This is a genomic window from uncultured Aliiroseovarius sp., assembly GCF_947497285.1.
In the GTDB taxonomy this organism is placed as follows: domain Bacteria; phylum Pseudomonadota; class Alphaproteobacteria; order Rhodobacterales; family Rhodobacteraceae; genus Aliiroseovarius.
The window spans coordinates 1-23,397 of sequence record NZ_CANMFT010000011.1; the positions used below are offsets into that span (position 1 = coordinate 1).

The following is a 23,397-nucleotide window of genomic DNA, read 5'->3' on the forward strand; positions in this document are numbered from 1 at the left end:
TCCTTTGTGGTGCGACGTTTCGGGCTTGGTGCCTTCTTTCCGCCGATGGGCTGCGCCTCGGCTCTCTGATCTGACCGGAAACGCATGTTTCCGGCGGAACAGAGTGGAGAGGGCGTAAGCCCGACCCACGGTCCTGAACGGGACTGTCAACGGTCTCGGGGCAGGGGTGGTGCGGCCCGCAGCTCGGCACGAGCGAGGACACGGCCCTGAACCGCGACGACCGCGCAGCGGGCGCTTGCCGATTGACCGGCCTGGGCAGGTCTGTTGGGCGGACAAACAAGAAATGGAAAACTGCCTGATCCGATAGAGCGCAAGCGGAATCGGGTCAGACCTTTGGGATGTGTGATCTGCGCGCCTCGCGCGGATCTCAAAAGACTGACTGCGCCAGTCGATCGTTACCGGCATGGGCCGAACCGCGCTGTCCTGGGCGACCATGCTGGCCGTGTCGGGTGCTGGCTCATGTGAGACAGAAGCAGGCACACCAGGCCGCAAGGAGATAGGGCAGGGTGGTTCGGGGTGAAAGCCGCCTGCCTGCTGAATCCTAGGACGTGGCCTTCACCAACCCTATACTTGACAAAGCGAAGACGATGGAAAGGAAGTTAAATGCCAAGTGAAATCAATGTAATAGGCTTGGAAAACTGGTACAAGCTGCTGTTCCTAGGAATCTCCTCAGTGAGTGCTTTGCTTACTGCCGCCGTGGTGATTATTTGGTTAAGGCCAAAGCAACTAACTATGATTATTGACCGAAATCGATACTATCGTTGGTTAGTTTTTTTGATTGCATCACTACTGCCAGCATCACTGTTTATAGGCCTCTCATATTTAGCAATGGCCATTTGGTATCTTAGTGTAGAAATAATTGTCTTCAATGAGACCAATAGTTCTCTATTTGCTGGTGTCATGAAAAGCACCGATTATGTCCTGCGAGCGCTCAAGTTCATATTCGTTGGCTTGGTCCTGTTTATTACCAGCGCCAGCGCGCCCCTGTTTTTGCCATCTGCTAAACCATCACCCTCAGACGAAGAACAATCGGTTGCTAAAAAGTAAGTTCTCATCCGGGCAACCCTAAAACCTTAAACTGTCAGGTCCGATAGAGCGAAGCGGAGTCGGGCCTGTCTTGTGCTTCCTCGATCTGCGCGCCTCGCGCGGATCTCGAAAGACTGACTGCGACAGTCGATCGTTACCCGCATGGGCCGATCCGTGCCGTCCTGGGCGACCATGCTGGCCGTGTCGGGCGCTGGCTCATGTGAGACAGAAACCGGCACACTAGGCCGCAGGGAGACAGGGCAGGGTGGTTCGGGGCGAAAGCCGGACTGCCGGCTGAAGCCTAGAGCACGGTTTGGAGCGTTTCGCGACAAAGTTACCAAAAACCATCTATTGCAGCGTAAGCTAGTTTATGCCAGAAATTGAGTAATAAAAAAGATTCTCGTATTGAGCGAAACACAACGTCCACAGAAGGAAAAATCATTGAAACATCCTGTTGATGTTCATGTCGGACGCCGCATTCGGCAAGCGCGCTGGCACGCTGGAAAGACCCAAAAGCAACTGGCAGCCAGCCTCAATATCAGCTTCCAACAGCTGCAAAAATACGAAACGGCCGGCAACAGGGTGAGTGCGTCACGGCTTACCGAAGTGGCAGACGAACTCGGCGTTCCCGTAACCTATTTTTTCGATGGCCTTCAGAAGAAAAACACAGGAAAGAAGCGCAAGGCTACTCTTTCAGAAACGCTGAATGATCGAGAAGCTGTCGAGCTGATGCGAATGTACCAAAACACGCCTGAAAAACTGAGAAAGCAAATTTTCGAGCTAACGGCAGCGCTCGCGACCAAGAACCCCGCGTGACCGAGAGAACTATTGAAGATCAAGCAAAGTTCGCTTTATGTTCTCTCCCATGCCATTCGAGGAAATCACTCTTGCTCCTGCCTGGGCGCTTAGGCTCAACGACCTCGCTGCTACAGACGCACTCGTAACAAAATGCTTCATTTGCAATCGTGTGTGGCGCGTACCGCCGCACCAACTGTATGCAAAATTTCGGCCCCATACCCATGTCAGAGAAATAGTAGACTATTTCAAGTGTAGAGAGTGTGGCGGAAGAACCTGCACTTGGCATGTTGAACGAGCCTTCCACGAACACGACTTGCTCTAAGGCCAACCGGGGTGAACGTACATTTCTGGCGCCACGAACCAAAATAGACGTTGGAAAAACGCTAGGTCAACGAGCGGGAACGATGGGCGTATCCGAAAGGCCGGGAATTCATCATCAAGATTCAGGGAATACCGTGCAAACCCCATTAAGCAATGGCTCACGCTTTTGGTTACTAGTGAAATAGCCGTTGCCAAAAGACAGGTGTGACAACCGTGTTCTTAGTTCAAAATCGTCGCCTCTAAATTCGAGGGCGACCGATTGCGACCTGGTTCCAAAAGCACTTCCCCGAGCAACTTCCAAACCAGTCCTTGGAGCAAAGACAAAAAACTGAAACTCGGCCTTGATGGGACCACTATGACTACGCAACTTGTAATTAGAAAAATCGGCATTCTCTTTATCGAGCTGTCTAATTTCTAGTTGATAACTCTCGCCGAGAGGGGCCGCAAGACGTGGCGTGTTCTGTCTATCCGGGTTGAATAAGCACTTTATTACGATCGGGTGGCCAACATAACGTTCGAGGGCTGGCATAGTAGAACCTAGCTCAAAGAATTCATCATCTGCCAAGAGAGGAGCAGAGAACAGCAGACTACAGAAACAGAATAGAAGAATACGGCGCATGTATCACTACCCCCCGACAAAAACCTAGATTCTACTAACAAGCATAAGTCTTTTAATACTACATCGCGCACTACTCAGCGATGATGACGTTTGTTACTTTGTGCCTAATTGCGGTAATTGAGATCCAAATATACACGTTCGATCCTTTAGACCGCAAGAGGGGCTTCCGCCCCCGCGCCTTGGCGCTCCCCCGAGGATATTTTGGGAAAGATGATGGCGCGAGATAACTAACGGTTGCTAAACTAGCTAGCGACTATACAATTATTGGTGCGGAACAGGCAGGGATGCCGATGGCCGTGAAAGGTGATAACCTAGAACCGGATGTTTGCGGTAAACTTGCAAATATCCGGTTCAATCCACTCAAAGAAAACGCGCCGGGCGTAAGAACGTTACTGCAACGGCCCCTATCCCTTCAATCACAAAGGGGCAAACTGCAATAGTCGTCACCAACCGCACATGTAATATCGGCCTTGCAGATCATAATAGTGGGTTTGGGAGAAACGCCATATTTCGCCAAAGTCTCTATCTTAAACCTAAGAGCTCTCGAAATATTTCTAACAATGCTGTCTATTCGATCTCTGGGTTGCTCCGTCCAGCAAAGGCTTTCGCACTCACTGATTTTGCGCGGAAGATCAGCGTTAACCTCGGCGGCAGACTTACCAAAAATAACTTGGTCGTACTGCATTTGCACTTCTATGTCTCGAAAGCACAAACCTTTGCACCCCTCGTAATATCGTCTTTCTTGTGCTTCAGCGATCCCTGCTGAAAGCGAAAGACCAAGCAACGCAACGCGCCATAGAGATAATCCAAACATTGTCTACTCCATTCGCAATAAGGGCAGCATAGCAAAAACGCACGAAAATTGCGAAACCAGTGCGCAAAGCGCTAAATGGTAGCGTTTTTCAGGCCGAGCACCTGGGCAATGGCGCGCAAGATCATGTACGAGGCCAACGAGAGGCGCGATTTCGAGCCCGAAATAGGGTGGAAAAACGCGCAAACCGACCAAGGCGAGGCCGCAGGATCCAAAACCAAGTTGCGGAAATTGGCCGATGAACTTGGGCATCAGAAACCGCGGCGGCGCGCGAGGCCAATGAGGCTGCCGACCAGGTTCAACTTACCCGATTTGTAGCGATCAGTCATGGCGCGCAGCGCCCCGCCCGGGTTGCGAATTGGCGTGCTGGGATGATTGCGATTGGCGTCGATCAGTAGAACACACAGGGCAGCGCCCACGTCGCCCATGAGGCTGACAGCTTTGATCCAAGCGTCGTGATTGATGCCAAGCGGGTGAATGATACGGGTTGCAGCGTCGATGATGTGGATTTCGCGCAAGGTGGGGGTATCGTCCTGACAGGCAAGGATGTAAGACTGCATATCATTACTTGCGAGGTTGAAAATGCGCTCCGGGGTCAGCTGGGCGATGAATTTGTTGTTGTGCGCCGCCCTCTCCGCTTCATGCTTTTTTTCTAAGCAATCTTCGGGGCCGATAGGCTCCGAACAAACAAATTCCATGTGCGCGGGCTTGCCCGCGCTCCGTTCATCCACGCCAGCGTTACAGATTACAGATGAACTATCTTGGTTGTTCTCTTGTATAAAGCACGGGAAGTTTTCTGCCGCTTTGGCGGTAGAATCTGGACGTGTTTCAAGGAAATCATCCAAGGTTGTGCACAGGGCTTGGGCCTCGGAAACGTGACGTTCCAGCGCCTCGATCGGCATACTGGCGAGACGCGCGGCCACGGGCCAGGCGTCAAACGCCTCGATGATGCTCAGAAGGCGAGGATGGGTCAGCTCGTCGGCTGCGGCGTCTCTTAGGTGGCGCTTGATGTGGCGAACGTATGTGCTGCGACGGTTGCGTAGCTCCTTCCGGCGAAACCTCTCGGCCGCCATCTGCTCCTTTAGGTGTAGAAGATCGGGAACAAGCGCGATTAATTTGGAAAACACGATCCCGCACCCGCCAAAGGGCGAGCGAGATCCGTTGCCCTTAACCCGTTTTTCGATCAACCCAGCGGCTTCAAGGGCGGCTTCGTCGTCGTAAAGCGCGCGGCGGGTCTTGTTCAACGCCTCTGCGGTTTGATCCTGGGGTGCGAAAAAGACCGGCTCGCGGTCCGGCGCGGTCCAGTCACCGGGGGCGGTCTGTTTCATCATGTAAAGAAGCGCGTGAAGGCGCGCGCCGCGCAGCCCGAGGGCTGGGGCCAGCTCGATAAGAAGCTGTTCAACGGAAAAACGCTGGTGGCCTTGCGGCAGCGTCGGGAACGTCCTGTCTGTCATGTCCTGTCCTTGCTCGTTAGTGAAGCAAGACGGTGGCGGGCAAATCTTCTTCGTTCGCACTAATGCGTTTTTTGTTGCCAGCACTATGAGGGGGTGGTAAAACCGAGGTCAGAGAATTGGACCTACTGAAGAATTGGCGTTCTTCGGTTTCAGAACCCCCCCCGTTAGGTTTCCGCCTTGCGGGGGTTTCTACTTTCTGGGGGCTGTTTTTCTCCTTTTGATTCTGTTCCGTTGCATAGACGTTAACACACAAGACTTTGCCTGTCGGCTCGTCGGTCTTACTGAGTGTTGTGTCTGAGACTAAACCTTGTGGTTTTTCGAGGCTCAGGCTGAGACACATCTTTCTCGTTCGCAAAAACTGCGTTTTTTACTTGCTTGCGACGATGTGGTGATGTTAAAACCGGAGCTAACTTATGGAGCTTCTTCGGGATTGCCGTCCCTAGGCTTTAACAAAAACCCCCCGTTAGGTTGCCGCCTTGCGGGGGTTTGTTTTTGGGTGTTCTGCTCCTTTGTTTGGGTTTCATTGTATCTGCCTCGTGATTCTTATGTTCTTGGCTACAGACATATAGAATTTAGTAGGTCGTCGCAATTATTGTGGCCCCTGCGATAGGGACCACAATAACTAGTAGTTCACCTGCTCGAACCCATACTTGCCTTCATGATCGCGCCAATCGACAAAGACAGATCGGTGGAACACACTCGGGCAGCTTTGGCCGAAACCTTCCATCCCTGTATGGGCAGCTGGCAAGGCGGTATACGAAACGGTACTTGTTCTGTATCCACCTTGGGGACCATAGGTCCCAAGTTCGACGCCGCCTCCCATTCGATCACAACCGCCAGTGTCGCCTTCAGCTTGCATCGCCAGCCGAACATGGAAAACCCGAATAGAACGCACAAAGTCGAAATCTTTGCCGCTGATGTCGATGTCGGCAGTACCGTTGATCAGTTGCAACATCATATCTTCGGGCAATGGTCGCGCAGACCCCCCGTTCATTTTCAGAACGGCGGGCTGCGCTTCCATCGGTTCCGTGAGTGGCACGGGAGGAAACGATTGTTGCGGGACGGTGCTGTTGTCCATGAGAATTTCGTAAATTCGATCAGCTGTAAGCTCAGATGGGTCAACGTTGAAAGAAGCGCCCATAGGACAGCGCCAAATCTGCAAAGGTGGCTCAATCGGCCAGGGTGTTATTCGGCGGATGAACTCTGCACGGGCGCGAACGCAAGGCACGGAACCGGGCCAACCTCCAGACAGACAAAGCAGAATAGCGCAGTCGATCGGATAAGATTGAGCATTGGCTGGTGCCGGTGCTCCAACAAGCGAAAGCAGCGAAGCGGCGCCAGCGGCGGCGTGAAAAAGATTGCGGGGTAGCTTCATGACAAATCTCCACTCAATTAATAGCTAATAAGCACAAAACTACCTGTCATTGCAATAGATAGCTCTCAGAGCCGCCAGCTACTCCTTGTCACGGCCTTTCCGTGAGGTTAAGGAGGTGGTTGTAGTCGTCAATCGCTTGCTGAATACCCTCACGAGTGGCCGAACCGGAAGCGTTCAGGCAGTTAAGGTACTCAGCGGCAAGGCGAAAGTAGTCATTATACTCTTGCGAGAGTTCGCTTCGGTATTCGATCTGCATTTCGGGGTCGGATGGCAACAAAGGAAGGGCAGGCGGGACGCAATAGACTTCTTGTGAGGAAGCCGAATGTGCACCGACGAAAAACAAATGAATAGCCAAGATAAGTATATGTATAATCTTGCAAATATCGGTTCTGCAACAGGCGATAGAATGACATGAGGGTGATGAAGACAGTGCCATCATAGGCTGATTCAGGTATGCCGATAGATTTGGTGTCATAACAAACGCTGATCAACCTCAGATTAAAGTTGCCGGTGGCACTGTTTGAAGCGGGTGGGTATCTGAGAAGAACATAAGGCCAAGAACCTAGCGACTGCAATAGCTATCTAAAATCGCGTTAAATAGCTATTGACACTCTTAACCACTTCCCGCATCAATAACTAGCTAACGGCATCTTGACTATGGTGACGTAAGCAAAAGTTGGTTATTGCTCCTGTCGTCCACAAACTAAAAAACGACCGGAGCCCCAAAATGGAAACGATCTCGCCAGTGAGTGTCTTAGCGAAAGTGAAGAAGGATCTGGCAGAGGGGGGGCGGCTCGAAGTCGAATGCGAAAAAACAGTCCATAAGGACGGAAGCCAGATGCGCGGACGTTGGATCTTCTTTTTGCTCTATGAGGGCGAAGACGGCGAAACATACCGATCTCAGGTAGTTGTGTGGAAGACTGTGGAACCCAAGGCAATTGTGACCGTAAATGGTCTCGCCGCCTTTGCAAAAGAACTTCGAATTACTGTCCCTGATTTCCCGCTGAATGCGGGTGATAAAGGGGTGTGGCGAATTGACGAAGGCTGTTCAAGTACGAGTAGCGACCGCAAGTAAAGGGTTTCTTTGGTCAGTTCTGGCATCAACCTTCTGCCAGGTCGCACAAGCCGAAGTTTTGGATGTTTCAGGCGGTGAGTATTCGACTGTTCAAAGGTCTTCAGGGACTTTTGTGTCGGGTGTTCTAGACCTTGAGCGACCAAAACAACCCCTTCCACAAGCAGAGGAAGAGGCGCCGCCTCCTAAGGCAGCGGCTCTTCCGATTCCAAACAACACCGGTCGGCGCGGTAGTCCGCAGATCGAAGGTTTGATTCAAGAAATTGCACTACATTACTCGCGACACAAAGGCATTCGCGCAGCGCGCCTTTCGACTACCGAATGGGTTGCTCTGTTTCGAGCCAATATCGCCATTGAAAGCAATTTCAAACAGTCTGCACGCTCGCATGTAGGGGCCATAGGTTTAGGCCAGCTCATGCCCGAAACAGCACGACGGCTTGGCGTAAACCCGAATGACGCAAGGCAAAACCTTCATGGATCAGCCCGATATTTGCTGATGCAACTCGAACGGTTTGGGTCAAAGGAATTGGCTTTGGCTGCGTACAACGCAGGGCCAGAGGCAGTCACTCGGCATGGTGGTATTCCGCCTTATCGAGAAACACAGGGGCACGTCAGGAAAGTGCTCGCAATCTTCCATAAAACAACTGGACAGGAGACCACATGAAAACCTTTGGGAAGTGGATGAAAGAAAGAGTGGGATTGTTTCTGGCAATTCTACCAGTTTTCGTTTTAGCGGCTGAACCTGCGCTGGCGCAGAACCTCGATCCGCTGGAAAATATGTTGCAGACGATTGTGGACGCGCTGACCGGCCCGATCGGGCGACTGATCGCAATCCTGGCCGTAGTGGCAGCCGGATACATGATGTTCACCGGGCGTCTGAATTGGCCTTTGTTCCTCGCCATTTTCTTTGGTGTGGTTCTGGTCTTCTCGGCAGCAACAATCATCGACGGATTTGCGACGCCTTAAGCAAAGACTTTGCCTCGTGCCCAACTGCTGGGCGCGAGGTTTAACCACTTGAGTATGCGATATGAGAGCAACACCAGTATTTCTTGGCCTGACGCGACCGCCGAAGTTCTTTGGACTGCCAATCGGCTACTTCATTGGGCTGATGCTCGGCGCACTTATCCCTTTCGTCGCACTGGATCAGTGGAAGTTTATGCTGCTGATCCCGGTTGTTTACCCCGTTTTGTGGCTCATTGCAGATCGCAATCCGCACCTCTTTGAGATTATGGCGACGGTTTATTCGAAAACGCCGCCAACTAAACAACGGAAACTCCACGGCGGCGACAGTTATGGTCCGATGTTGACCACCCCAAACAAAGCGACACAAGAACTACTTGGAGCTGAGGTATTGAAAGAAGATCCTGCGGCACGACACATCCCATATCTCGCCGGCTTGACCGACGAAATCATTATCACGCGGCAAGGGGATCTGATGGCAAGCGCTGTGATCGGCGGACTGGATAGTCTGACGGTCGAAGAAGTTGAAGTAGACGCTCAGGCCGAAGCGTTTGCACGGCAAGTTGGTCAACTAGGTGAACAGTTCGGATTTTACATCAATAAGATCACTGTACCACAAAAGCTTGACCTTAAGCCGGTCGATTATGACGGGTTTTCAACAGAGGTGGATACGCGCTGGCGGAGTGAACTTAACAGGCGCAAGTTGCAACGGCGCGTAATCATTTTATCCGTCTTTCTCCGTCCATCACTCACGGACAAGCTTGGCCTAGGAGCTTGGCTCTCGCCTCAAAAAGAAGAAGCCGAGTATCGGGCGGAGTTGATGGAGCGCATTGACCGTCTCAATGAAGCGATGCGTATTCTCGAAGGAATGCAGAAAGAAACCGGGTTTAGGCGTCTAAATCTAAAGGACGGTGAGTGGCTGGGACTGTTGGGGACAATCCAAGGACAACCCTTCCAAAAACGTCATGCTTTGCCAGGGCAGTATCTTTCGAATGTTGTTTCAAATAGCACCTTCACCTTCAAGGACCGTGTTGTAGAAATTAGCGACGGTCAGAACAAGCGATATGCCTCGATGTTGGGCATTCACGCATATTGTGCGCAATCCGCACCGGACATGCTGGACAAGCTAGATCTGCCGCATGACATTGTGATCACCAACAGTTTCACGCCGCTGCGGAACAACACGACCGTAGAGAAAATGAAGCTGGTGCGTCGGCAGATGAAGGCAACCGACGACGCGGCGGTTTCAGATGCTCTCGCACTGGAAGAGTCGGCAGACAATGTGGCATCCGGGCGGCAGGTTTACGGATTGCATCACATGTCAATCATGATCGTTGCCAACACGCATGACGAGCTTGAAAAAGCTACGTCTGAGGTATGGCAAGCGGCGCAGGAAACAGGCGCAACGCTTATCCGAGAACGCGCGGAGTTTGCTGTGTTTAAGGGCGCGTTCTCCACGACCTTTTATGGTCAGGCACCTGGCAACTGGTCTTATCGGCCTCGTGCGGTCATGAACTCATCAAACAACTTTTCGGAGTTTGCGGCGTTCCACAAAAGCGCGGGGGGCAGGTTGCCGGAAATGTCCCCTTGGGGTGAAAACATCACGGTCCTGCCAACGGTTTCATCCAGCGCATACCGCTTCAATTTTCATGAAGAGGGTAAACGTACAGAAGAACCGAGTGCTGGACATACGCTTGTAATTGGTCGTCCCGGCTCTGGTAAGACACTGGGGACGGCATTTCTGATGGCCCAAGCGCGCCGTGTTGGCGCTCGGGTGATTGTCTTTGACAAGGATCAGGGATTGGAAATGGCTATTCGCGCAATGAATGGCAGTTACAGCGCAATCCGGGTGGGTGAAGCAACCGGGTTCAACCCGTTTCAAACTGAGACCGATGATCGAGGGACAGCATGGCTCACCGATTGGCTGAGCGACATTCTGGGGCGCCACAAGGCGCTAGATACGACGCAGACGGTCGCATTGAACAACGCTGTGCGTCAGATCGTAACAGCAGCTCCAAACCTAAGAAATTTCAAGGGTCTGGAATCGCTCGTCGCGTCCACGGATGATGAGGGTGAACTGCTGGAAAGAGTACGGGAGTGGACGGAGCAAGGTCGATACGGCTGGCTTTTCAGCAAGAAATCGGACGCACCGATTGAAGTAGGTGAAGAAATTGTGGGCATTGATATGTCTGAAATTCTTGACCTCGACACAGAACGTTCCGCCGTCCTTGCTTACCTGTTCCGACGTATCGAACGCGTTATCGAAGACCGCGAACCAACAATGATCGTGATTGATGAAGCTTGGAAGATGCTCAATGACGAGATCTTTGTAAAGCGGCTGCACGACTGGCTTGTGACCATGCGAAAAAAGAATTGTGTGGTTGTCATGCTGACGCAGACGCCGGGGCATTTGGAGCAAAGCCAAGTCGGGCAGATCATCGCGGAAACCGTCAACACACAAATCCTGTTCCCAAACAATCGCGCTAAACCCGAAGATTACAAAATTCTGCGGACCAATGAAAGCGAAGCGGCATTCCTTTGTGCTGGCGCTGCCGGACTTCGCATCGCTTTGATCAGATCGGCTGGAGACAGCGTTTTCGTGGACTACGATCTCTCCGGTTTGGGAGGTGCTCTGACTGTTCTTGGTGGCGGTCGAACCGGCGATGAAAAGGCACCCCACGGATGGCGACAAAACCCTCAATTCTGGAAGGAAATGCTATGAGAACTATTCTGTTGATTGCGGCTGTGGCCGCCCTCGCAGCTTGCGAGGGAACAACCACTGGCCGGAAATCAGATTGCTTTGGTCAAAAGAGCGCTGATGGAAGCTATATCGCCACGCGGAACGCGACAGATCTCTTCACGATTAGCGCGAGTGATACTCCGGGGGGCCGCTATGATTGCGACTACCAAAGCCTCTAAGTCTGCTGTTTTTGTTCTGGTAGCCAGTGTCGCCTCGTCGGCGCTGGCACAAGGCGTTCCAGTGATCGACGGGAGTAATCTGGCACAGAATATTTCACGACTTACTGAAGCGCTGCGTGATGCAACGGAACAGGGCAATAAGATCGAAAATCGTGACAGTTTGATTGAGCTGAAGGAAGAGCAACGGGAAGCATATGAGCGCTTCCTAGCAGAATCGACAGGCACGACTAACGTCGCCGGGATCGAGGGTGGTTCTGTGAACTTCCCAAGCGCAGATGAAGCCTACCCGGTCTCGGAAGTGGGAAATCAAGATGCTGATCGCTTGTTTGGTGACAACGCTTCAGTTGAACAGATGATCATTACCGTCGCACGGCGCTATGAGGGTCATCCGGGGGTGTCGGCAGCTGGATTAAATCCGTTGACTTGGCGCATCCTGTTTCAATCCCTGATCAAACAGGAAAGTCGTTTCAACAACGCAGCTGTAAGTCATGTGGGCGCGCGAGGGTTTTGCCAGCTGATGCCCGGAACCGCTGCGGATCTTGGAGTGAACCCTTACGATCCATGGGAAAATCTTGACGGTGGCGCACGTTACATTCTGACCCAGCTCGCGAAGTATGGGCGCGTTGATTATGCCCTTGCGGCATATAACGCTGGCCCTGGAAACGTGAACAAGTACGGCGGCATTCCTCCCTTCGAAGAAACACAAAACTATGTTCGACGCATCAAGGGCTACTACGACGAATATTTGTCGGTGATCACCGGTGTCGATATGACCGGATCATTGGATGGGATCGACGGGGCTAATGCCGCGTGGGGCAACTATGCCGATGCTTCGATGGGCTATGGCTCCTATCAATCTGAACAGATCAATGGAGCGATGCGTCGGATTGCTGCAATCCTTGATCAAGGCGATCCAAAGAACGTCAAAGAAGCCTACGACTGGAACACATACCTCATGGCCGAGAGGGCACGCCTGATGGCGCTGACGCTGCGCCTACGCGCAGCTCATGTGAAAGTCGAGGCCGCGCAGGGCTTGAACGAAGCTGCGCAACAACTTCAAGCAACAACCTTTTGGGAGTACGACGAATGAAACTGAAACATTTTCTTTGCACAACCCTGTTGGCGGCTGGCTTGACCGCAAGTCTTGGTGCCGCGCCAGTTTACGCGCAGGGTGTACCTGTTATCGACGGTTCAAATCTCGCCAAAAACATCCAGCAACTGCAACAGGCGCTGGCGGACGCTGACCGGCAACTTCAGCAGATCCAACAGCTACAAGCCCAAATCCAGCAACTGACCGATATTAACGGGTTGCTGGATAGCGTCTTGGGATCAATCACGGGCCTCAATCAAATCGGTGATCTATACAACACGGCTGCGGATATTCGTAGTCGCGCCGAGAAAATCACTGATCTGGGCGGGTTCATGGACTCGCTTGCTATTGGTGATTTTGATGGCCTCATAGATAGCCTTCTGGATGGGCAAGTCACCATGGGCGATAAGATGGCCGCCGAAGCTGTTGAAGAAACGCTTGCAGGCGCTGGGTTTACATCTGATACCCTGAGCGATCTTTCCACATCGGATAATGTCTCGGATGGCACAATCGCGCAAACAGCTGCCGCTAACGCAACAGCTATGGCAGCGGCCCAGATGTCTTACGAAGAGTCGGGCGAAAGTATCGAGCGCACATCCGGCCTTGTTGATGAAATTGGCGGCGCGGACACTCTGAAAGAATCCGTTGACCTCAACACCAGAATGGCAGCGGAAACCAACTATATGCTGGGTCAAATGTGGCGTTTGAACGCCGCGCAAGGGCTTGCCTCGGGACAGAACGGCATCAATTGGGCTGCGGAACAGGCAAAAGAGCGTTCGTTCTTTGACTTCTCAGGGGCGGATGACTGATGCGGAGAAGCATACTCACATTCTGCCTAATTGCCGCCTGTTCGCCCGTGTTCGCGCAGGACGTCGAAGCGATGAACCCGAAAGAGCTGCAAGATGCTGCGGCCGCGGCTGTCATTGCTGAAGACGCAGACTCGCTTCTGGAAATCATGCAGGAAATGCAACGTCGAGAAATGTTGTTTTTCCGGGCAGCGGAAAATCCATTGTGTGATCGTGAACCGCAGAAAGAGGGGTATTTCTCGACCGCACATCCTGGCCATTTCTCAACGGCAAGACAGTGGTATTTTATGAAGCTGAGAGAAACACGCCTCGATGAAGAAAGCTGTGAATGCCTGATGGCCTCAGCAAGCTTTAACGACCTTTTGCAAGAACATTTTGGCATCAATGATAGCGATATTTCCAAAAGCACGATTGCGACGATGCAGCAGGAACGTGACGCGTTTGGCCGCTTGATTGAAGGGCAATATGAGTCGTTTCACCGCGCAAGTTGTCGGGGAGAATAAGGCATGGCGGTAATCGAAGATCTTTTGGGACAAATTGATGCAACGGTCGCCACTATTGGCGGCACCATCTTCAATTCGGTTGCCGCCGAAGTTCTGCCAATCGTCCAAACTGGCTCCATTCTTGTCCTTGCTTTGACGGGGGCAAACTTGGCGATCCAAGCGATACCAATGACACTGCAAAATGGTGTCAGTTTGATGCTGAGAATTGCATTGGTTTATGTTTTCGTTCGCACTTTCAATAACTTCGACGCTGTTTATGGAGTTCTGACTGATGCACCCGCCGAGTTTGGTGGGATTATTCTTAATGAAGTAACTGGTGGATCAGTAACCAATCTCTATGCGGGGTTGGATGAGCTTTATGGTCGAGCGCTCGATGTAGGAGACGCTATTAGCCAAAATGGCAGCTTTATAGCAGGGGCGATTGCTGGCGTTGTGATGTTTTTGGTCGCCGCACTGATGGCGGTTGTCAGTGTAATCATGATCGGCGGCGCTAAGCTGATGATCGGTGTACTGATTATTCTTGGGCCAGTTGCAGTGGCAACGGCCTTGTTCAAGCAGACGGCACCGTTCTTTGAGGCCTACGTAAAGTTGGCGCTTGGTTTCGCGCTGGTTCCGTTGTTGGCAGCTGCGATGGCTGGTTTCACCATTATGTCAGCACAAGCCGTTACACCATCAAACTTAAGCACAGTGGATACCATCGGCGACATGGTGAGCTTCATCGTTGTTATGTTGCTCGGCACCGGCCTAATGGCAATGATCCCCAGCACATCTTCTTCACTTGCACAAACAGGGATCGGCCTGACCGCTGCTGCCGCAGCAACCTATGTGCAGGGCCGCAAAGGGTACGATGCCGGTAAAGCCGGTGCCAGTGCAGCTGGTGGAGCTGTCGGAGGGGCTTACCGCGCCGCCACAGGGCAGGCCCTCGATGCCGGGGCAAGCCGCGCTTCGAAACTTGGTCACGCGACTGTCAGCAAGGTTCAATATCTTGCGAACCGACTGAGAAAATAAACGGAATTAACGAGTTTGAAAGAAAGGCAGCCAATGTCAGAAAAAGGATTCGATGTAGACCTTGTGTTGCAGCCGAAACGTAGTGAACGGCTGGCTTGGAAGGTGGCAACTGCATCTTGCGCTCTGTCGATCGTACTCGGCACAGCAATTGTCTTCATGATGCCGTTGAAGAAAACGGAAGTCTTTACTGTGCTTGTTGATAAAACAACCGGTGCAGCTGAGCGGATCGTTCAAGTACAGCCGACGGGAATTTCAGATGAAGAAGCGGTTAAGGAAGCGCTTCTGGTTGCCTATGTGACGGATCGGGAGAGCTACATTCTTGCGGGTATCCAGGAGCGCCTTGAAAGCGTGCAGCGCCGGTCTGGAGGCAATGCCCAAAGCTCTCTCCGTCGCCTCTGGACAGACAATAGTGACAACGAAAGCTATCCGCCGCGTGTTTACGGGCAAGGATCAGAAGTCACAGTGAGGATCAAGGCAATCAATTTCCTTGAACCACAAGTGGCGCAAGTCCGCTTTGAAAAGTCACTTCGCCGGCCTCGTCAAGAGGCCGTAACCAGATCCTTCGTTGCAACCGTCGGATTTGAGTTCGACCCAAGACGGGAACGCCTGCTTCAAAGAGTTTGGGAAAACCCTCTTGGATTTACAGTCACGACCTTCCGTGTCGATGCCGAAACGCTTGGGGAGTAAAGAGCAATGCACAAGAAACTTAACATAACTATCATTATCGGCGCAGCGTTTTTGCTGGCAGCGACCCCCGCTTTGGCTGAGCGAAAACCGACGACAATGGGTTCTGATGCAAGGGTTATGCACGTCAACTATAACCCAACTGATGTGATCCGTGTTCATACTCATCTGCGTGTAAACACGGCAATCGAGCTTGGGAATGGCGAGCGGATTACCCAAGTGCTTTTAGGCGACAGCGAAAGCTTTGAAGTGGAAGTTCTTTCAAATCGTCAGACAATTTCCATTAAACCCGTGATCGCCCGCGCGAGCTCGAACATGACGGTTTATACGAACCGCCGCGCCATCGCCTTTTATGTGACGGAGGGAAGTGTTCAACGTCAAACCTTCCGTGTGGTGGTCAACTTTCCTGATAACAAACAGCGCCGAACTGTCGCCGCGACCGGATCGCGTGACACCGGATACCAGTTTTCAGGAAAGGCGCGATTCCGTCCTGTACGTGTTTGGAACAACGGTCAAAACACTTTTTTTGAGTTTCGGACCGATACACGTCCATCGATTTTTCGCGTCAACGCCTCGGGATATGAAGTCACAACAAACACCGCGTCAAAGCGCCGGGTTGTTCGTGTAAGCGGCGTTCATACGGAATACTCGATCCGGATCGGAAACGAAGTGATCTGCATTCGCCGCATTCAAGGCGGTAAGGTTAGCAACCAGTCAACTGTCGCCGCGCTTGCCGGGAAGGAGTTCTAATATGGCTGATGATCAAGAGTACGAAGTAAAACCGAAAAAGAAAGCCAAAGGACCAAGCGCAGCTGCAAAAACATTTGTGGGTGCTAGCGTTGTCGGTTTGTTGGGGTTCCTAGCGTATCCGTTGATCGCACCGGACAGCAAGACACCCCTAGAAACGTCCGGTTCACTCGAATTTCAGGAAGGTTCTCCGGACAACAGCTTTGCTCGCATTCAACCAGGCGCAACCGATCCCGAACCGTCCTTTGATTTTTCGGGTGTTGATGCTCAACTAGAAGAACAGCGCAAAGCCATGGCCGAGCGAGAACGCGCGTTGCAAGAACAAGTTCGACAGCTGGAAGCTCAGCTTCGCGGAATATCGGACAATGCGGGCGCAGGGCAGCAAGAACTGGCCGAACAAATCTCGGCCGCTGTGACGGCAGCAAATGAAGAGAACGCCCGTATTCTTCGAGAAATGCAGGCTGCAATGAACCAGCAAATCGAAGGACTTCAAAGCCGATTGAGCGAGGCTGAACAAAAGAACGCGTCAGCTGAAATGGCGCGGCTCGAAGCGGAACGCCTTGCAGCTGAGCGAATGTCGCAAGACGCTCAAGCTCAGAGGTTAGCTGAAGAACAGGCAGCGGCGGAAAGGGAAAGAAGGGCTGAGCTTGAGCGTATTCGGCAGGAACAACGCGCTATTATGGCAGCGCGAATTAAATCACCCTCGGTGATCTATGATGAGCGGGCTACAAGCGGATCTGCAAACCAATCATCGGGTCAGAGTTCTTCAACATCGGCAAACCCAACAGCGGACGAACGCAATCGCGCATTTGTTGAAAGTGGGGCATCGCCAGTCCAAGTAACGTCCGCGGAAGTGATTGCAAATCCTTCAAAGACTGTGGTTCAGGGTACAATGATCGCGGCAACACTGGAAAATGCTATCGATTCATCGTTGCCGGGTGCCGTTACAGCAATGGTAAACGAGCCTGTGTACTCGTTTGATGGATCGGACGTTCTAATCCCGTCAGGATCGAAGGTTTTTGGACAATACAGCTCGGACATATCGCTCGGACAAGGGCGTATTCTCGTTCGCTGGTCCCGTTTGGTAACGCCTGAAGGCCAGTCAGTCCAAATTGCTGCTTACGGTGGTGATCAACAGGGTCGATCGGGCGTAACGGGCCATATTAACTCCCGTTTTGGAATGCGTTTTGGTGGTGCAGCACTAGTATCTTTGATCGGCGCAGCACCCTCGATCGCAGCTAACGCATACGCATCTGATAGTGCGCTGGCCGCCGAAACCGCAGAAGATATTGGCGACGACCTTGCCAATGCAAGTGCTGACGTAATCAATGAATATGCAACACTGCCACCCATTATTACGGTCGAACAAGGCGCGCGTGTGACGATCATGGTTGATCGAGATTTGGAGTTCTATTGATGGACGACGCCGGCTCTTTTCTCGAAGCCTATTTCACGCCGATCAAGGATCTTCTCAAGGACAGTGAGATAGTTGAGATAGCCATTAACAGCGACGGAACCGTTTGGCTGGAAAAGCAAGGAGCGCCGTACATGACGCTCCATTCGCAACACAAGTTCGAAACAATGGATGCAAACAACATCGGCACAGCGATTGCATCCGACATTGGGGCTCAATTCTCAGTGGCAAAGCCGGTGCTTTCCGGAAAGATTTCATATGGTGGCCGCCCACTACGCGCCCAAGTTATCGCGGAACCTGCGATCGAGGGCGGAACTGTTATTACGCTTCGATCCTATAGCCATACAAAAATCTCCCTTGAGAATATGGGCCTCCTGCATGGGGGCCTTATTGATCTTGAGAAAAAGCGGCGCGAGCGCGCCCAACATGTTGCGGATCTCGCCCAGCAAGGAAAAGTGAAAGAAGCGATGCAGGTCTGCATCGAGGATAGGCTGAATATCTTAATCTCTGGCGGGACCTCTAGCGGCAAGACGACTTTCGCTCGTGGCCTTCTCGATCTCGTTGAGCCGCAAGAGCGGATTGTCACAATTGAAGACGCCTTTGAACTATTTCCAGAACAGCCAAACTCTGTTTGCCTTCGGGCAAAGCGGGTTGAAGGCGGAGAAGTCACCGCCGCGAAATTGCTTGAAGCGACGCTCCGGCTGCGACCAGATCGTATCATACTAGGTGAACTTCGAGGCACCGAATGCAAGACTTTCCTAGATGCTATTAACACCGGACACGGCGGTAGTTTCACGACGATTCACGCCGATACTGCGAAAAAGGCGCTGGACCAGCTGGCGCTGATGGTGATGGACGTTGGCATGAATATGACCTTTGGCGAGGTATGGCGATACTGCGCGAATAGCATTGATCTCGTTGTGCAGCTCGGCAGACATGAGGGGCGGCGAGGCGTAGCTGAAATTTACCTTCCTGGGCTTCACGTCGAAAAATAGGGGGCGTCTGCCCCCTGCCCTCCGGCACACCCCCGAGGATACTTTGTGGAAAGATGAAATCTGGGCCGGGTGCTTAGTAAGGGGTGCTTAGGCCCCACCTTTCTTGAACGCGTCTGATCTGCGATGAGAACGGGTAGGTTCGGGACCGCACCCATAAGTAGAGCAACATTCTTGCTTAGCAGCCATCCTACTGTCACAGTGCCGGGGCGGAAAGAAGAAGTGGCTGCCGTACGCTCAAGGGGATCATATGAATTGGCTAAGATCAAAGCTGATTGGCTCAAAGCCATCACGAGAGGAGCAACTTGCGGAGAATTTGTACGCTGCGCTTGTTCTTGACGGTGGGCCATCAAACGCATCGCCGAACCATATAGGCTCCTCTGAATTGGAGATTCCTCTCGGAAGGCTGGAACAGTTTAGCCAGAAGCGGCTAATCTCCTTGGAGGCTCTTCTTTTTGTAGCTGCCCAGATCGAGACGGCCGAGCGCAGTAAGAAACTTCAGATGGCATTTGGCGATAGTCAGCTTCACCCATTTGCATTGGCGACCGGACGGCTCATTTCAAAGAAGTGGCAAGACCGCGGGATTGATATTGAACAATTCGATGCAGGCGAAAGATGCTTCGATGAAGTCGAAGTTTTTCTGGAGAAACCCTTTCGATGGGGTAGGGAATGGCTCGATGAGTTCTTTGGTGATCCAGAGAAGTCAGGTAAGCATTACATCCTCTGGACTGAACAATGGCTGAAGGAATTCGAGGTCATGCGTCAGATGGTAAGACAGGTTGTCTAAGGTATAGGACAGTGAATTTTGATAGGTTGACCATAAAGACCCTTGCCGGCCAACTTGAAGAAATCGGGTATGCAAATGACGAGCAATTTCTGGGCGCTTACACATTCGAGCATCGGGTTGACGAGGTCTTTCAAGACCTATCAGAGATAGGGTACACACGCCGGCTCTTGCATGAAGGGAAGTACTGCTCTGAATCGGGGGCACTGTACTGGTACTACGACCCAGAAATGATCAGCAGCGATGAAGCGTTCACTCATACGTCGCGCCGGGTCAATGATACATCCAATAGAGGTAACAAGCGTTGACAGGCGATCAGATCATTGTGGCCGAGCTCAATCTGCGCCCGCAGGATCGTTTCACCAATCCAAAGAAATATCCACTCGCACGAGAATATGATACGCACTACTGCTCATTCAAAGTCGACGCCCCCAAACGGTCCGGAGTTTACTGGATATTGTTGGATGGCGCGGTAGTATACATCGGCCGTGCCAAATCTTTGCACAACAGGCTCAGCATTCAATATGGAACAGTGTCACCTCGTCACCCGTACAAGGGTGGGCAGCTGCAAAAGTGCCGCACAAATGCAAAGATCAATAAAGCGCTTGGAGCTGGCCGTTCGGTCGTCTTTCGATGGGAGGCGTGTGAAGATTATGAAGATCGTGAAAAGCGTATGCTTGAAGATCCTGAAATGCGACCGCCATGGAACCTGAGATCGTGAACCACAAGACATCCAGAAAAGGTGCAAACGAATGATAAAAAAGTCCCGAATAGCAGGAGTGATAGCTGGCGCTTCCGCGGGCGCAGTCGTTGGAGCGGGTACCGGGATCGTTGGCGGTCCATTTGGCGCAGTAGCTGGTGCATCCGTTTTTACCCTTGTCGGAGCGGGATGGGGCTTCAGCGCCGGACCTGATGCGGCTCAAAAGATTGAAGAGTGGCGTAATAAAAGTTCTTCCAAGAAAGGTGCAGCAGAGTGACTGAGAAACCCAAATACGTTCTTGGTGATGCCGACAGAGGTTTGCAGATTTTTGTTTTCGACCAATACGGAAGCTTGTCCTTTGACAGTTTTTACGTCCTTGATCCAAGCGAAAGCAAAAGCAAAGCATGGGAGGTCTGGCTGGCGGAATGGAGTGATCCAGACATGAAACGAGCTGATCTCATTCGTAAGCAGATCGAAATTCACAGTGATTGGGTGACGACAACCCAGCATGTCCATTTGGTCTGTCAGAGCCTAGAGTACGGATATGACATTGGTGAATTTGACGGTGAAACCAGAATGCAGGCTATCAACCGATTTGCTCACGCGGCTTTGACAGGTGAGGCTGATGCGACAGAGCTTTATGAAGCCACACACCAAGCCGGGTTTGGCATTGAAGAGGACGGAAGCAATTATTCCAGAAAAGGTGCCGAGAAATGAGCTTCTGGAAAACTGTTCTAGCCGTCTTTGTTGGGGTTACGATTCACGGTGTCTTAGATAACATCGTCATGGCAATAATGGCCGGGGTTCAATGATAATACGGCAAACACCGGATGTGCCCATGGATCAGAACACATGTGGCTCACCACGAACCGCATGACCTCCAAGAAAGGTGCAAAGGAAAATCTATGACAAAAAACAATAGCCACACAGATGAAGAACGCGCTGCATGGTACGAGGATCGCCGCCGTGAGCAGCAAGGTGACGCAGGCGCTGAAAGTTCTTCCGTGAGTGGGGATACCTGTATCAATTGCGGCAACCCGCTTGGGCGTGAAATTCCTGACGGCTACGAAGCCGCCCTATGTGACGCCTGCGATTAGGTAGCTTTCGCTCGCAACCCCTTTCATCAAATGACTTCCAACAAAGGTGCAGATGAATGACCGATGCTTCTACAAGCCTCTTCTCGGAAATACTCGAACCGGGAACCTTGGAAAGTGGAACGCCGCATTCACGGGCGCAGAACTTCATGGCACATGTGGGTCTTGCCATGATCCTCACAGTGTCTTTTGGAGCTTTAGGGCTTAGTGCAACCACGGCAGCGCTTGTAGTGATCGCCACAGGCATTGTTTGGGAAGTGAGGGGAATTTTGATCGCCGAAAGAACACTCAAGTTGGCTGCCACTCGAAAATCAATAGTGGACGTTGTTTCTTACTCTATTGGCGCTACCTTTGTGACAATTGAAGAAAGTGCGATAACACTTGTCTTTGGAGCTCTGGCCTTAGCCGGGAGTTACTTGGCGGCCAACCCGAACTTGCTGTCCCGAAAGGGTGAAGATTGATCGGCAGCAACATCACTGATCCTGATCGGAGCCCGAAAGTGAGCGTAAAACACCCAATAAGATTTGCTGCCTTTCTTATTACGGTGTGCCTTCTGTGGGTTCTGGGAATTTCGTCAGCTCATGCGAAGAGTTGGGAGCAGGCGATTTTAGATGTTGAGAACATGTCAGAAGAGTTTTGGCAGAAGTCTAGGGAATTAGGGTTTAATGAGGCGCTTGGAACTGCGTACAATGAAGTCGATGTAAATATGCATCTGTGCGCAATCTTGGGTAGAATGGTCGGGCATAAGGAGGGTATTCGGCACCTTGAACCTCCACAGCCTGCTGATGGGGCAAGCGGTCGAGAGTTTGCAATAGCTTCTGTTTCACTAAGTAACTGGGCAATTGCTGCTAAGTATCATTCCAAGATCACCGCTGCGGAAAAGAAAAGAATCTGGAATCTCGATTGTGTGGGTAATTACGATATCCCTGCTGATCTATATGTGAATGTAGAACGCGGATTTTCTGTCCGATATGATGATGAACGAAAGTCAATCTACATTCAGGGAGATATTGTTGAAGGCTTTTCAGAAACTGTCAAAGAAGCAATAAACGCTTACCCAGATGCGAAAGTAGTGGGTTTGGGTAGTGGTGGTGGGGCCGTCTACGAGGCTATGCGCGCGGGTCGTTATATACGGGCAGCGGGTTTAGAAACTGAGTTGCTGAATGATTGCTATTCAGCATGCCCGCTAGCCCTTTTTGGTGGGACGGTGCGATTCATGTGGTATCCGCATAGCGCTGTAGGATTCCATCAGGTTTCTGTTCGAGGAATTGCGTTACCACTGGACGATCCAACATATCGCGACATCGCCAATTATGTCGCTCTAATGGGAGGAGATGTTTCTTTGGTTTTGGGGTTCATGTTCAGTGCTAACCCGCGAGAAATGTATCTTGCTGATGAATTGGAACGTTGTGCATCTCGAGTTGTGACAAACCACCAGCGCGGATGTATTAACTGATCGAGCACAGGGACTGCCCTATCGTGTTTGTTCCGTGAAGCGTTGCCATCGACACCTTCCGCACCCTCTCGCCCGCTCAATTATGAAGAGTTTAGAACAGAACCGGTAGCGATTTCTAGGTGTAGCAACCAGCATTCATAAGTATGTTGTGTCTCGCTATATTTTTCATGGTCAGTGGTCTCAGACGAGCGATTTGTTCTTTGACCAATTTCTGGGTAATCTTTGCAACAAGTATTTATGTGACGGAGCATTCGAAGATGAGGGTTTTTATATTTGTTTTGGTAGCAAATGCTCTGTTTGCGACAAGTGCGACAGCAAGTGAAAAGCCTACGTTGGTAAGAATTGTGTGTGAGCAAGTTGACCACAAAGGTGTGAACTTGGGCACAACATTAATACTAGATCAGGTGTCAGCAGAAGAACACACTGGAATGGATTTATTAGAAAACATCGTAAAAGGCGGCCTTTACGCTCCTTTTAGGTTGCGGCTTTTCCAAGCCAGATTGAGCGATAAGACAGACATGAAGGCAGAAGCCGAATTAATTTCAAAGCAGCCGCCGATCAATGGTGATGGCGTTGTCGGAGAAGGCTATTTTCTCGCCCGAAACTTTTCCTTTAACCACATTGGAACAGATCGAGTAGATTTTCGGTTTAGTACCAGCAACCTTCAAACAGGATCGTACCATTTCAATAGCAAATACGCCCGAACCGGGCGGTTCTTTTGTCAAACGCCTTATTTGATCGACCAACCCAATTGAACGACTCAA

25 protein-coding genes are annotated in these 23,397 nt (G+C 51.6%); 21 read left to right on the plus strand and 4 right to left on the minus strand.

Annotation, left to right across the window (positions count from 1 at the left end):
* Window positions 1-603 precede the first annotated feature (603 nt).
* Both Q0864_RS16010 and Q0864_RS16015 read left to right on the plus strand, forming a co-directional pair.
* Window positions 604-1,047 (plus strand): hypothetical protein, encoded by a 444-nt coding sequence (locus Q0864_RS16010; protein WP_298571794.1) that lies wholly within the window; start codon window positions 604-606, stop codon window positions 1,045-1,047.
* 384 nt (window positions 1,048-1,431) lie between these two features.
* Window positions 1,432-1,842, plus strand: a complete 411-nt coding sequence (locus tag Q0864_RS16015) for a helix-turn-helix transcriptional regulator (protein ID WP_363317629.1) — start codon at window positions 1,432-1,434, stop codon at window positions 1,840-1,842.
* A 418-nt stretch (window positions 1,843-2,260) separates the two neighbouring features.
* On the opposite strand, the gene Q0864_RS16020 is transcribed toward Q0864_RS16015, so the two are convergent.
* From Q0864_RS16020 to Q0864_RS16035, 4 genes are all read right to left on the minus strand, one after another.
* Window positions 2,261-2,764, minus strand: coding sequence for a hypothetical protein (locus Q0864_RS16020; protein WP_298571797.1), 504 nt, complete (start codon window positions 2,762-2,764; stop codon window positions 2,261-2,263).
* Window positions 2,765-3,176: 412 nt separating this feature from the next.
* Entirely contained in the window at window positions 3,177-3,578 is a 402-nt protein-coding gene (locus Q0864_RS16025; protein WP_298571800.1) for a hypothetical protein, read from the minus strand.
* A gap of 248 nt (window positions 3,579-3,826) precedes the next feature.
* Complete coding sequence (gene repC, locus Q0864_RS16030) at window positions 3,827-5,029, minus strand: replication initiation protein RepC (protein WP_298571803.1); 1,203 nt, start codon at window positions 5,027-5,029, stop codon at window positions 3,827-3,829.
* A 622-nt stretch (window positions 5,030-5,651) separates the two neighbouring features.
* Window positions 5,652-6,404, minus strand: coding sequence for a hypothetical protein (locus tag Q0864_RS16035; RefSeq protein WP_298571806.1), 753 nt, complete (start codon window positions 6,402-6,404; stop codon window positions 5,652-5,654).
* A 727-nt stretch (window positions 6,405-7,131) separates the two neighbouring features.
* On the opposite strand from Q0864_RS16035, the gene Q0864_RS16040 reads away from it, so the two are divergent.
* The 19 genes from Q0864_RS16040 (at window position 7,132) to Q0864_RS16130 (ending at window position 23,388) form a co-directional block, all read left to right on the plus strand.
* Window positions 7,132-7,479, plus strand: coding sequence for a hypothetical protein (locus Q0864_RS16040; RefSeq protein WP_298571808.1), 348 nt, complete (start codon window positions 7,132-7,134; stop codon window positions 7,477-7,479).
* Window positions 7,439-8,140 (plus strand): lytic transglycosylase domain-containing protein, encoded by a 702-nt coding sequence (locus Q0864_RS16045; protein WP_298571810.1) that lies wholly within the window; start codon window positions 7,439-7,441, stop codon window positions 8,138-8,140. The genes Q0864_RS16040 and Q0864_RS16045 overlap by 41 nt, the downstream gene beginning before the upstream one ends.
* A complete protein-coding gene (locus Q0864_RS16050) occupies window positions 8,137-8,442 on the plus strand; it encodes a TrbC/VirB2 family protein (protein WP_298571811.1) in 306 nt (101 codons plus the stop codon). The genes Q0864_RS16045 and Q0864_RS16050 overlap by 4 nt, the downstream gene beginning before the upstream one ends.
* Before the next feature lie 61 nt (window positions 8,443-8,503).
* Complete coding sequence (locus tag Q0864_RS16055) at window positions 8,504-11,158, plus strand: VirB3 family type IV secretion system protein (RefSeq protein WP_298571813.1); 2,655 nt, start codon at window positions 8,504-8,506, stop codon at window positions 11,156-11,158.
* Between the two features lie 171 nt (window positions 11,159-11,329).
* On the plus strand, window positions 11,330-12,445 hold the full coding sequence (locus tag Q0864_RS16060) for a lytic transglycosylase domain-containing protein (RefSeq protein WP_298571816.1): 1,116 nt from the start codon (window positions 11,330-11,332) through the stop codon (window positions 12,443-12,445).
* A 29-nt stretch (window positions 12,446-12,474) separates the two neighbouring features.
* Window positions 12,475-13,254, plus strand: a complete 780-nt coding sequence (locus Q0864_RS16065) for a type IV secretion system protein (RefSeq protein WP_298571819.1) — start codon at window positions 12,475-12,477, stop codon at window positions 13,252-13,254.
* Between the two features lie 71 nt (window positions 13,255-13,325).
* A complete protein-coding gene (locus tag Q0864_RS16070; RefSeq protein ID WP_298571822.1) occupies window positions 13,326-13,754 on the plus strand; it encodes a hypothetical protein in 429 nt (142 codons plus the stop codon).
* Window positions 13,755-13,757: 3 nt separating this feature from the next.
* Window positions 13,758-14,762: a type IV secretion system protein gene (locus Q0864_RS16075; RefSeq protein WP_298571826.1), complete on the plus strand. Its 1,005-nt coding sequence runs from the start codon at window positions 13,758-13,760 to the stop codon at window positions 14,760-14,762.
* Window positions 14,763-14,795: 33 nt separating this feature from the next.
* Window positions 14,796-15,449, plus strand: coding sequence for a type IV secretion system protein (locus tag Q0864_RS16080; protein ID WP_298571829.1), 654 nt, complete (start codon window positions 14,796-14,798; stop codon window positions 15,447-15,449).
* A 6-nt stretch (window positions 15,450-15,455) separates the two neighbouring features.
* The gene (locus Q0864_RS16085) at window positions 15,456-16,196 is read left to right on the plus strand and encodes a TrbG/VirB9 family P-type conjugative transfer protein (RefSeq protein ID WP_298571832.1); all 741 of its coding nucleotides are present in this window, start codon (window positions 15,456-15,458) and stop codon (window positions 16,194-16,196) included.
* Window position 16,197: 1 nt separating this feature from the next.
* Complete coding sequence (locus Q0864_RS16090; RefSeq protein ID WP_298571835.1) at window positions 16,198-17,610, plus strand: TrbI/VirB10 family protein; 1,413 nt, start codon at window positions 16,198-16,200, stop codon at window positions 17,608-17,610.
* Complete coding sequence (gene virB11 / locus Q0864_RS16095; RefSeq protein WP_298571838.1) at window positions 17,610-18,602, plus strand: P-type DNA transfer ATPase VirB11; 993 nt, start codon at window positions 17,610-17,612, stop codon at window positions 18,600-18,602. Before Q0864_RS16090 ends, virB11 begins: the two co-directional genes overlap by 1 nt.
* Window positions 18,603-18,849: 247 nt before the next feature.
* On the plus strand, window positions 18,850-19,386 hold the full coding sequence (locus Q0864_RS16100) for a hypothetical protein (protein ID WP_298571841.1): 537 nt from the start codon (window positions 18,850-18,852) through the stop codon (window positions 19,384-19,386).
* Between the two features lie 301 nt (window positions 19,387-19,687).
* The gene (locus tag Q0864_RS16105; RefSeq protein ID WP_298571844.1) at window positions 19,688-20,104 is read left to right on the plus strand and encodes a hypothetical protein; all 417 of its coding nucleotides are present in this window, start codon (window positions 19,688-19,690) and stop codon (window positions 20,102-20,104) included.
* A gap of 252 nt (window positions 20,105-20,356) precedes the next feature.
* Window positions 20,357-20,800 carry a hypothetical protein gene (locus Q0864_RS16110; RefSeq protein WP_298571847.1) on the plus strand — a complete coding sequence of 148 codons (444 nt, stop codon included), beginning with the start codon at window positions 20,357-20,359 and terminating at the stop codon, window positions 20,798-20,800.
* A gap of 188 nt (window positions 20,801-20,988) precedes the next feature.
* Window positions 20,989-21,180, plus strand: coding sequence for a hypothetical protein (locus Q0864_RS16115; RefSeq protein ID WP_298571849.1), 192 nt, complete (start codon window positions 20,989-20,991; stop codon window positions 21,178-21,180).
* Window positions 21,181-21,236: 56 nt separating this feature from the next.
* A complete protein-coding gene (locus tag Q0864_RS16120; RefSeq protein WP_298571851.1) occupies window positions 21,237-21,638 on the plus strand; it encodes a hypothetical protein in 402 nt (133 codons plus the stop codon).
* Window positions 21,635-22,633, plus strand: a complete 999-nt coding sequence (locus Q0864_RS16125; RefSeq protein ID WP_298571854.1) for a hypothetical protein — start codon at window positions 21,635-21,637, stop codon at window positions 22,631-22,633. The genes Q0864_RS16120 and Q0864_RS16125 overlap by 4 nt, the downstream gene beginning before the upstream one ends.
* Window positions 22,634-22,890: 257 nt before the next feature.
* Window positions 22,891-23,388 carry a hypothetical protein gene (locus tag Q0864_RS16130; protein ID WP_298571857.1) on the plus strand — a complete coding sequence of 166 codons (498 nt, stop codon included), beginning with the start codon at window positions 22,891-22,893 and terminating at the stop codon, window positions 23,386-23,388.
* The last annotated feature ends 9 nt before the right edge of the window (window positions 23,389-23,397 follow it).

What these genes read in the sequence shown, in the direction of transcription:
- Q0864_RS16010 (WP_298571794.1), top strand. Translation starts at nt 604, where the DNA reads ATGCCAAGTGAAATCAATGTAATAGGCTTGGAAAACTGGTACAAGCTG.
- Q0864_RS16020 (WP_298571797.1), bottom strand. Translation starts at nt 2,764, where the DNA reads ATGCGCCGTATTCTTCTATTCTGTTTCTGTAGTCTGCTGTTCTCTGCT.
- Q0864_RS16025 (WP_298571800.1), bottom strand. Translation starts at nt 3,578, where the DNA reads ATGTTTGGATTATCTCTATGGCGCGTTGCGTTGCTTGGTCTTTCGCTT.
- repC (WP_298571803.1), bottom strand. Translation starts at nt 5,029, where the DNA reads ATGACAGACAGGACGTTCCCGACGCTGCCGCAAGGCCACCAGCGTTTT.
- Q0864_RS16035 (WP_298571806.1), bottom strand. Translation starts at nt 6,404, where the DNA reads ATGAAGCTACCCCGCAATCTTTTTCACGCCGCCGCTGGCGCCGCTTCG.
- Q0864_RS16040 (WP_298571808.1), top strand. Translation starts at nt 7,132, where the DNA reads ATGGAAACGATCTCGCCAGTGAGTGTCTTAGCGAAAGTGAAGAAGGAT.
- Q0864_RS16050 (WP_298571811.1), top strand. Translation starts at nt 8,137, where the DNA reads ATGAAAACCTTTGGGAAGTGGATGAAAGAAAGAGTGGGATTGTTTCTG.
- Q0864_RS16055 (WP_298571813.1), top strand. Translation starts at nt 8,504, where the DNA reads ATGAGAGCAACACCAGTATTTCTTGGCCTGACGCGACCGCCGAAGTTC.
- Q0864_RS16060 (WP_298571816.1), top strand. Translation starts at nt 11,330, where the DNA reads ATGATTGCGACTACCAAAGCCTCTAAGTCTGCTGTTTTTGTTCTGGTA.
- Q0864_RS16070 (WP_298571822.1), top strand. Translation starts at nt 13,326, where the DNA reads ATGAACCCGAAAGAGCTGCAAGATGCTGCGGCCGCGGCTGTCATTGCT.
- Q0864_RS16075 (WP_298571826.1), top strand. Translation starts at nt 13,758, where the DNA reads ATGGCGGTAATCGAAGATCTTTTGGGACAAATTGATGCAACGGTCGCC.
- Q0864_RS16080 (WP_298571829.1), top strand. Translation starts at nt 14,796, where the DNA reads ATGTCAGAAAAAGGATTCGATGTAGACCTTGTGTTGCAGCCGAAACGT.
- Q0864_RS16085 (WP_298571832.1), top strand. Translation starts at nt 15,456, where the DNA reads ATGCACAAGAAACTTAACATAACTATCATTATCGGCGCAGCGTTTTTG.
- Q0864_RS16090 (WP_298571835.1), top strand. Translation starts at nt 16,198, where the DNA reads ATGGCTGATGATCAAGAGTACGAAGTAAAACCGAAAAAGAAAGCCAAA.
- virB11 (WP_298571838.1), top strand. Translation starts at nt 17,610, where the DNA reads ATGGACGACGCCGGCTCTTTTCTCGAAGCCTATTTCACGCCGATCAAG.
- Q0864_RS16100 (WP_298571841.1), top strand. Translation starts at nt 18,850, where the DNA reads ATGAATTGGCTAAGATCAAAGCTGATTGGCTCAAAGCCATCACGAGAG.
- Q0864_RS16115 (WP_298571849.1), top strand. Translation starts at nt 20,989, where the DNA reads ATGACAAAAAACAATAGCCACACAGATGAAGAACGCGCTGCATGGTAC.
- Q0864_RS16120 (WP_298571851.1), top strand. Translation starts at nt 21,237, where the DNA reads ATGACCGATGCTTCTACAAGCCTCTTCTCGGAAATACTCGAACCGGGA.
- Q0864_RS16130 (WP_298571857.1), top strand. Translation starts at nt 22,891, where the DNA reads ATGAGGGTTTTTATATTTGTTTTGGTAGCAAATGCTCTGTTTGCGACA.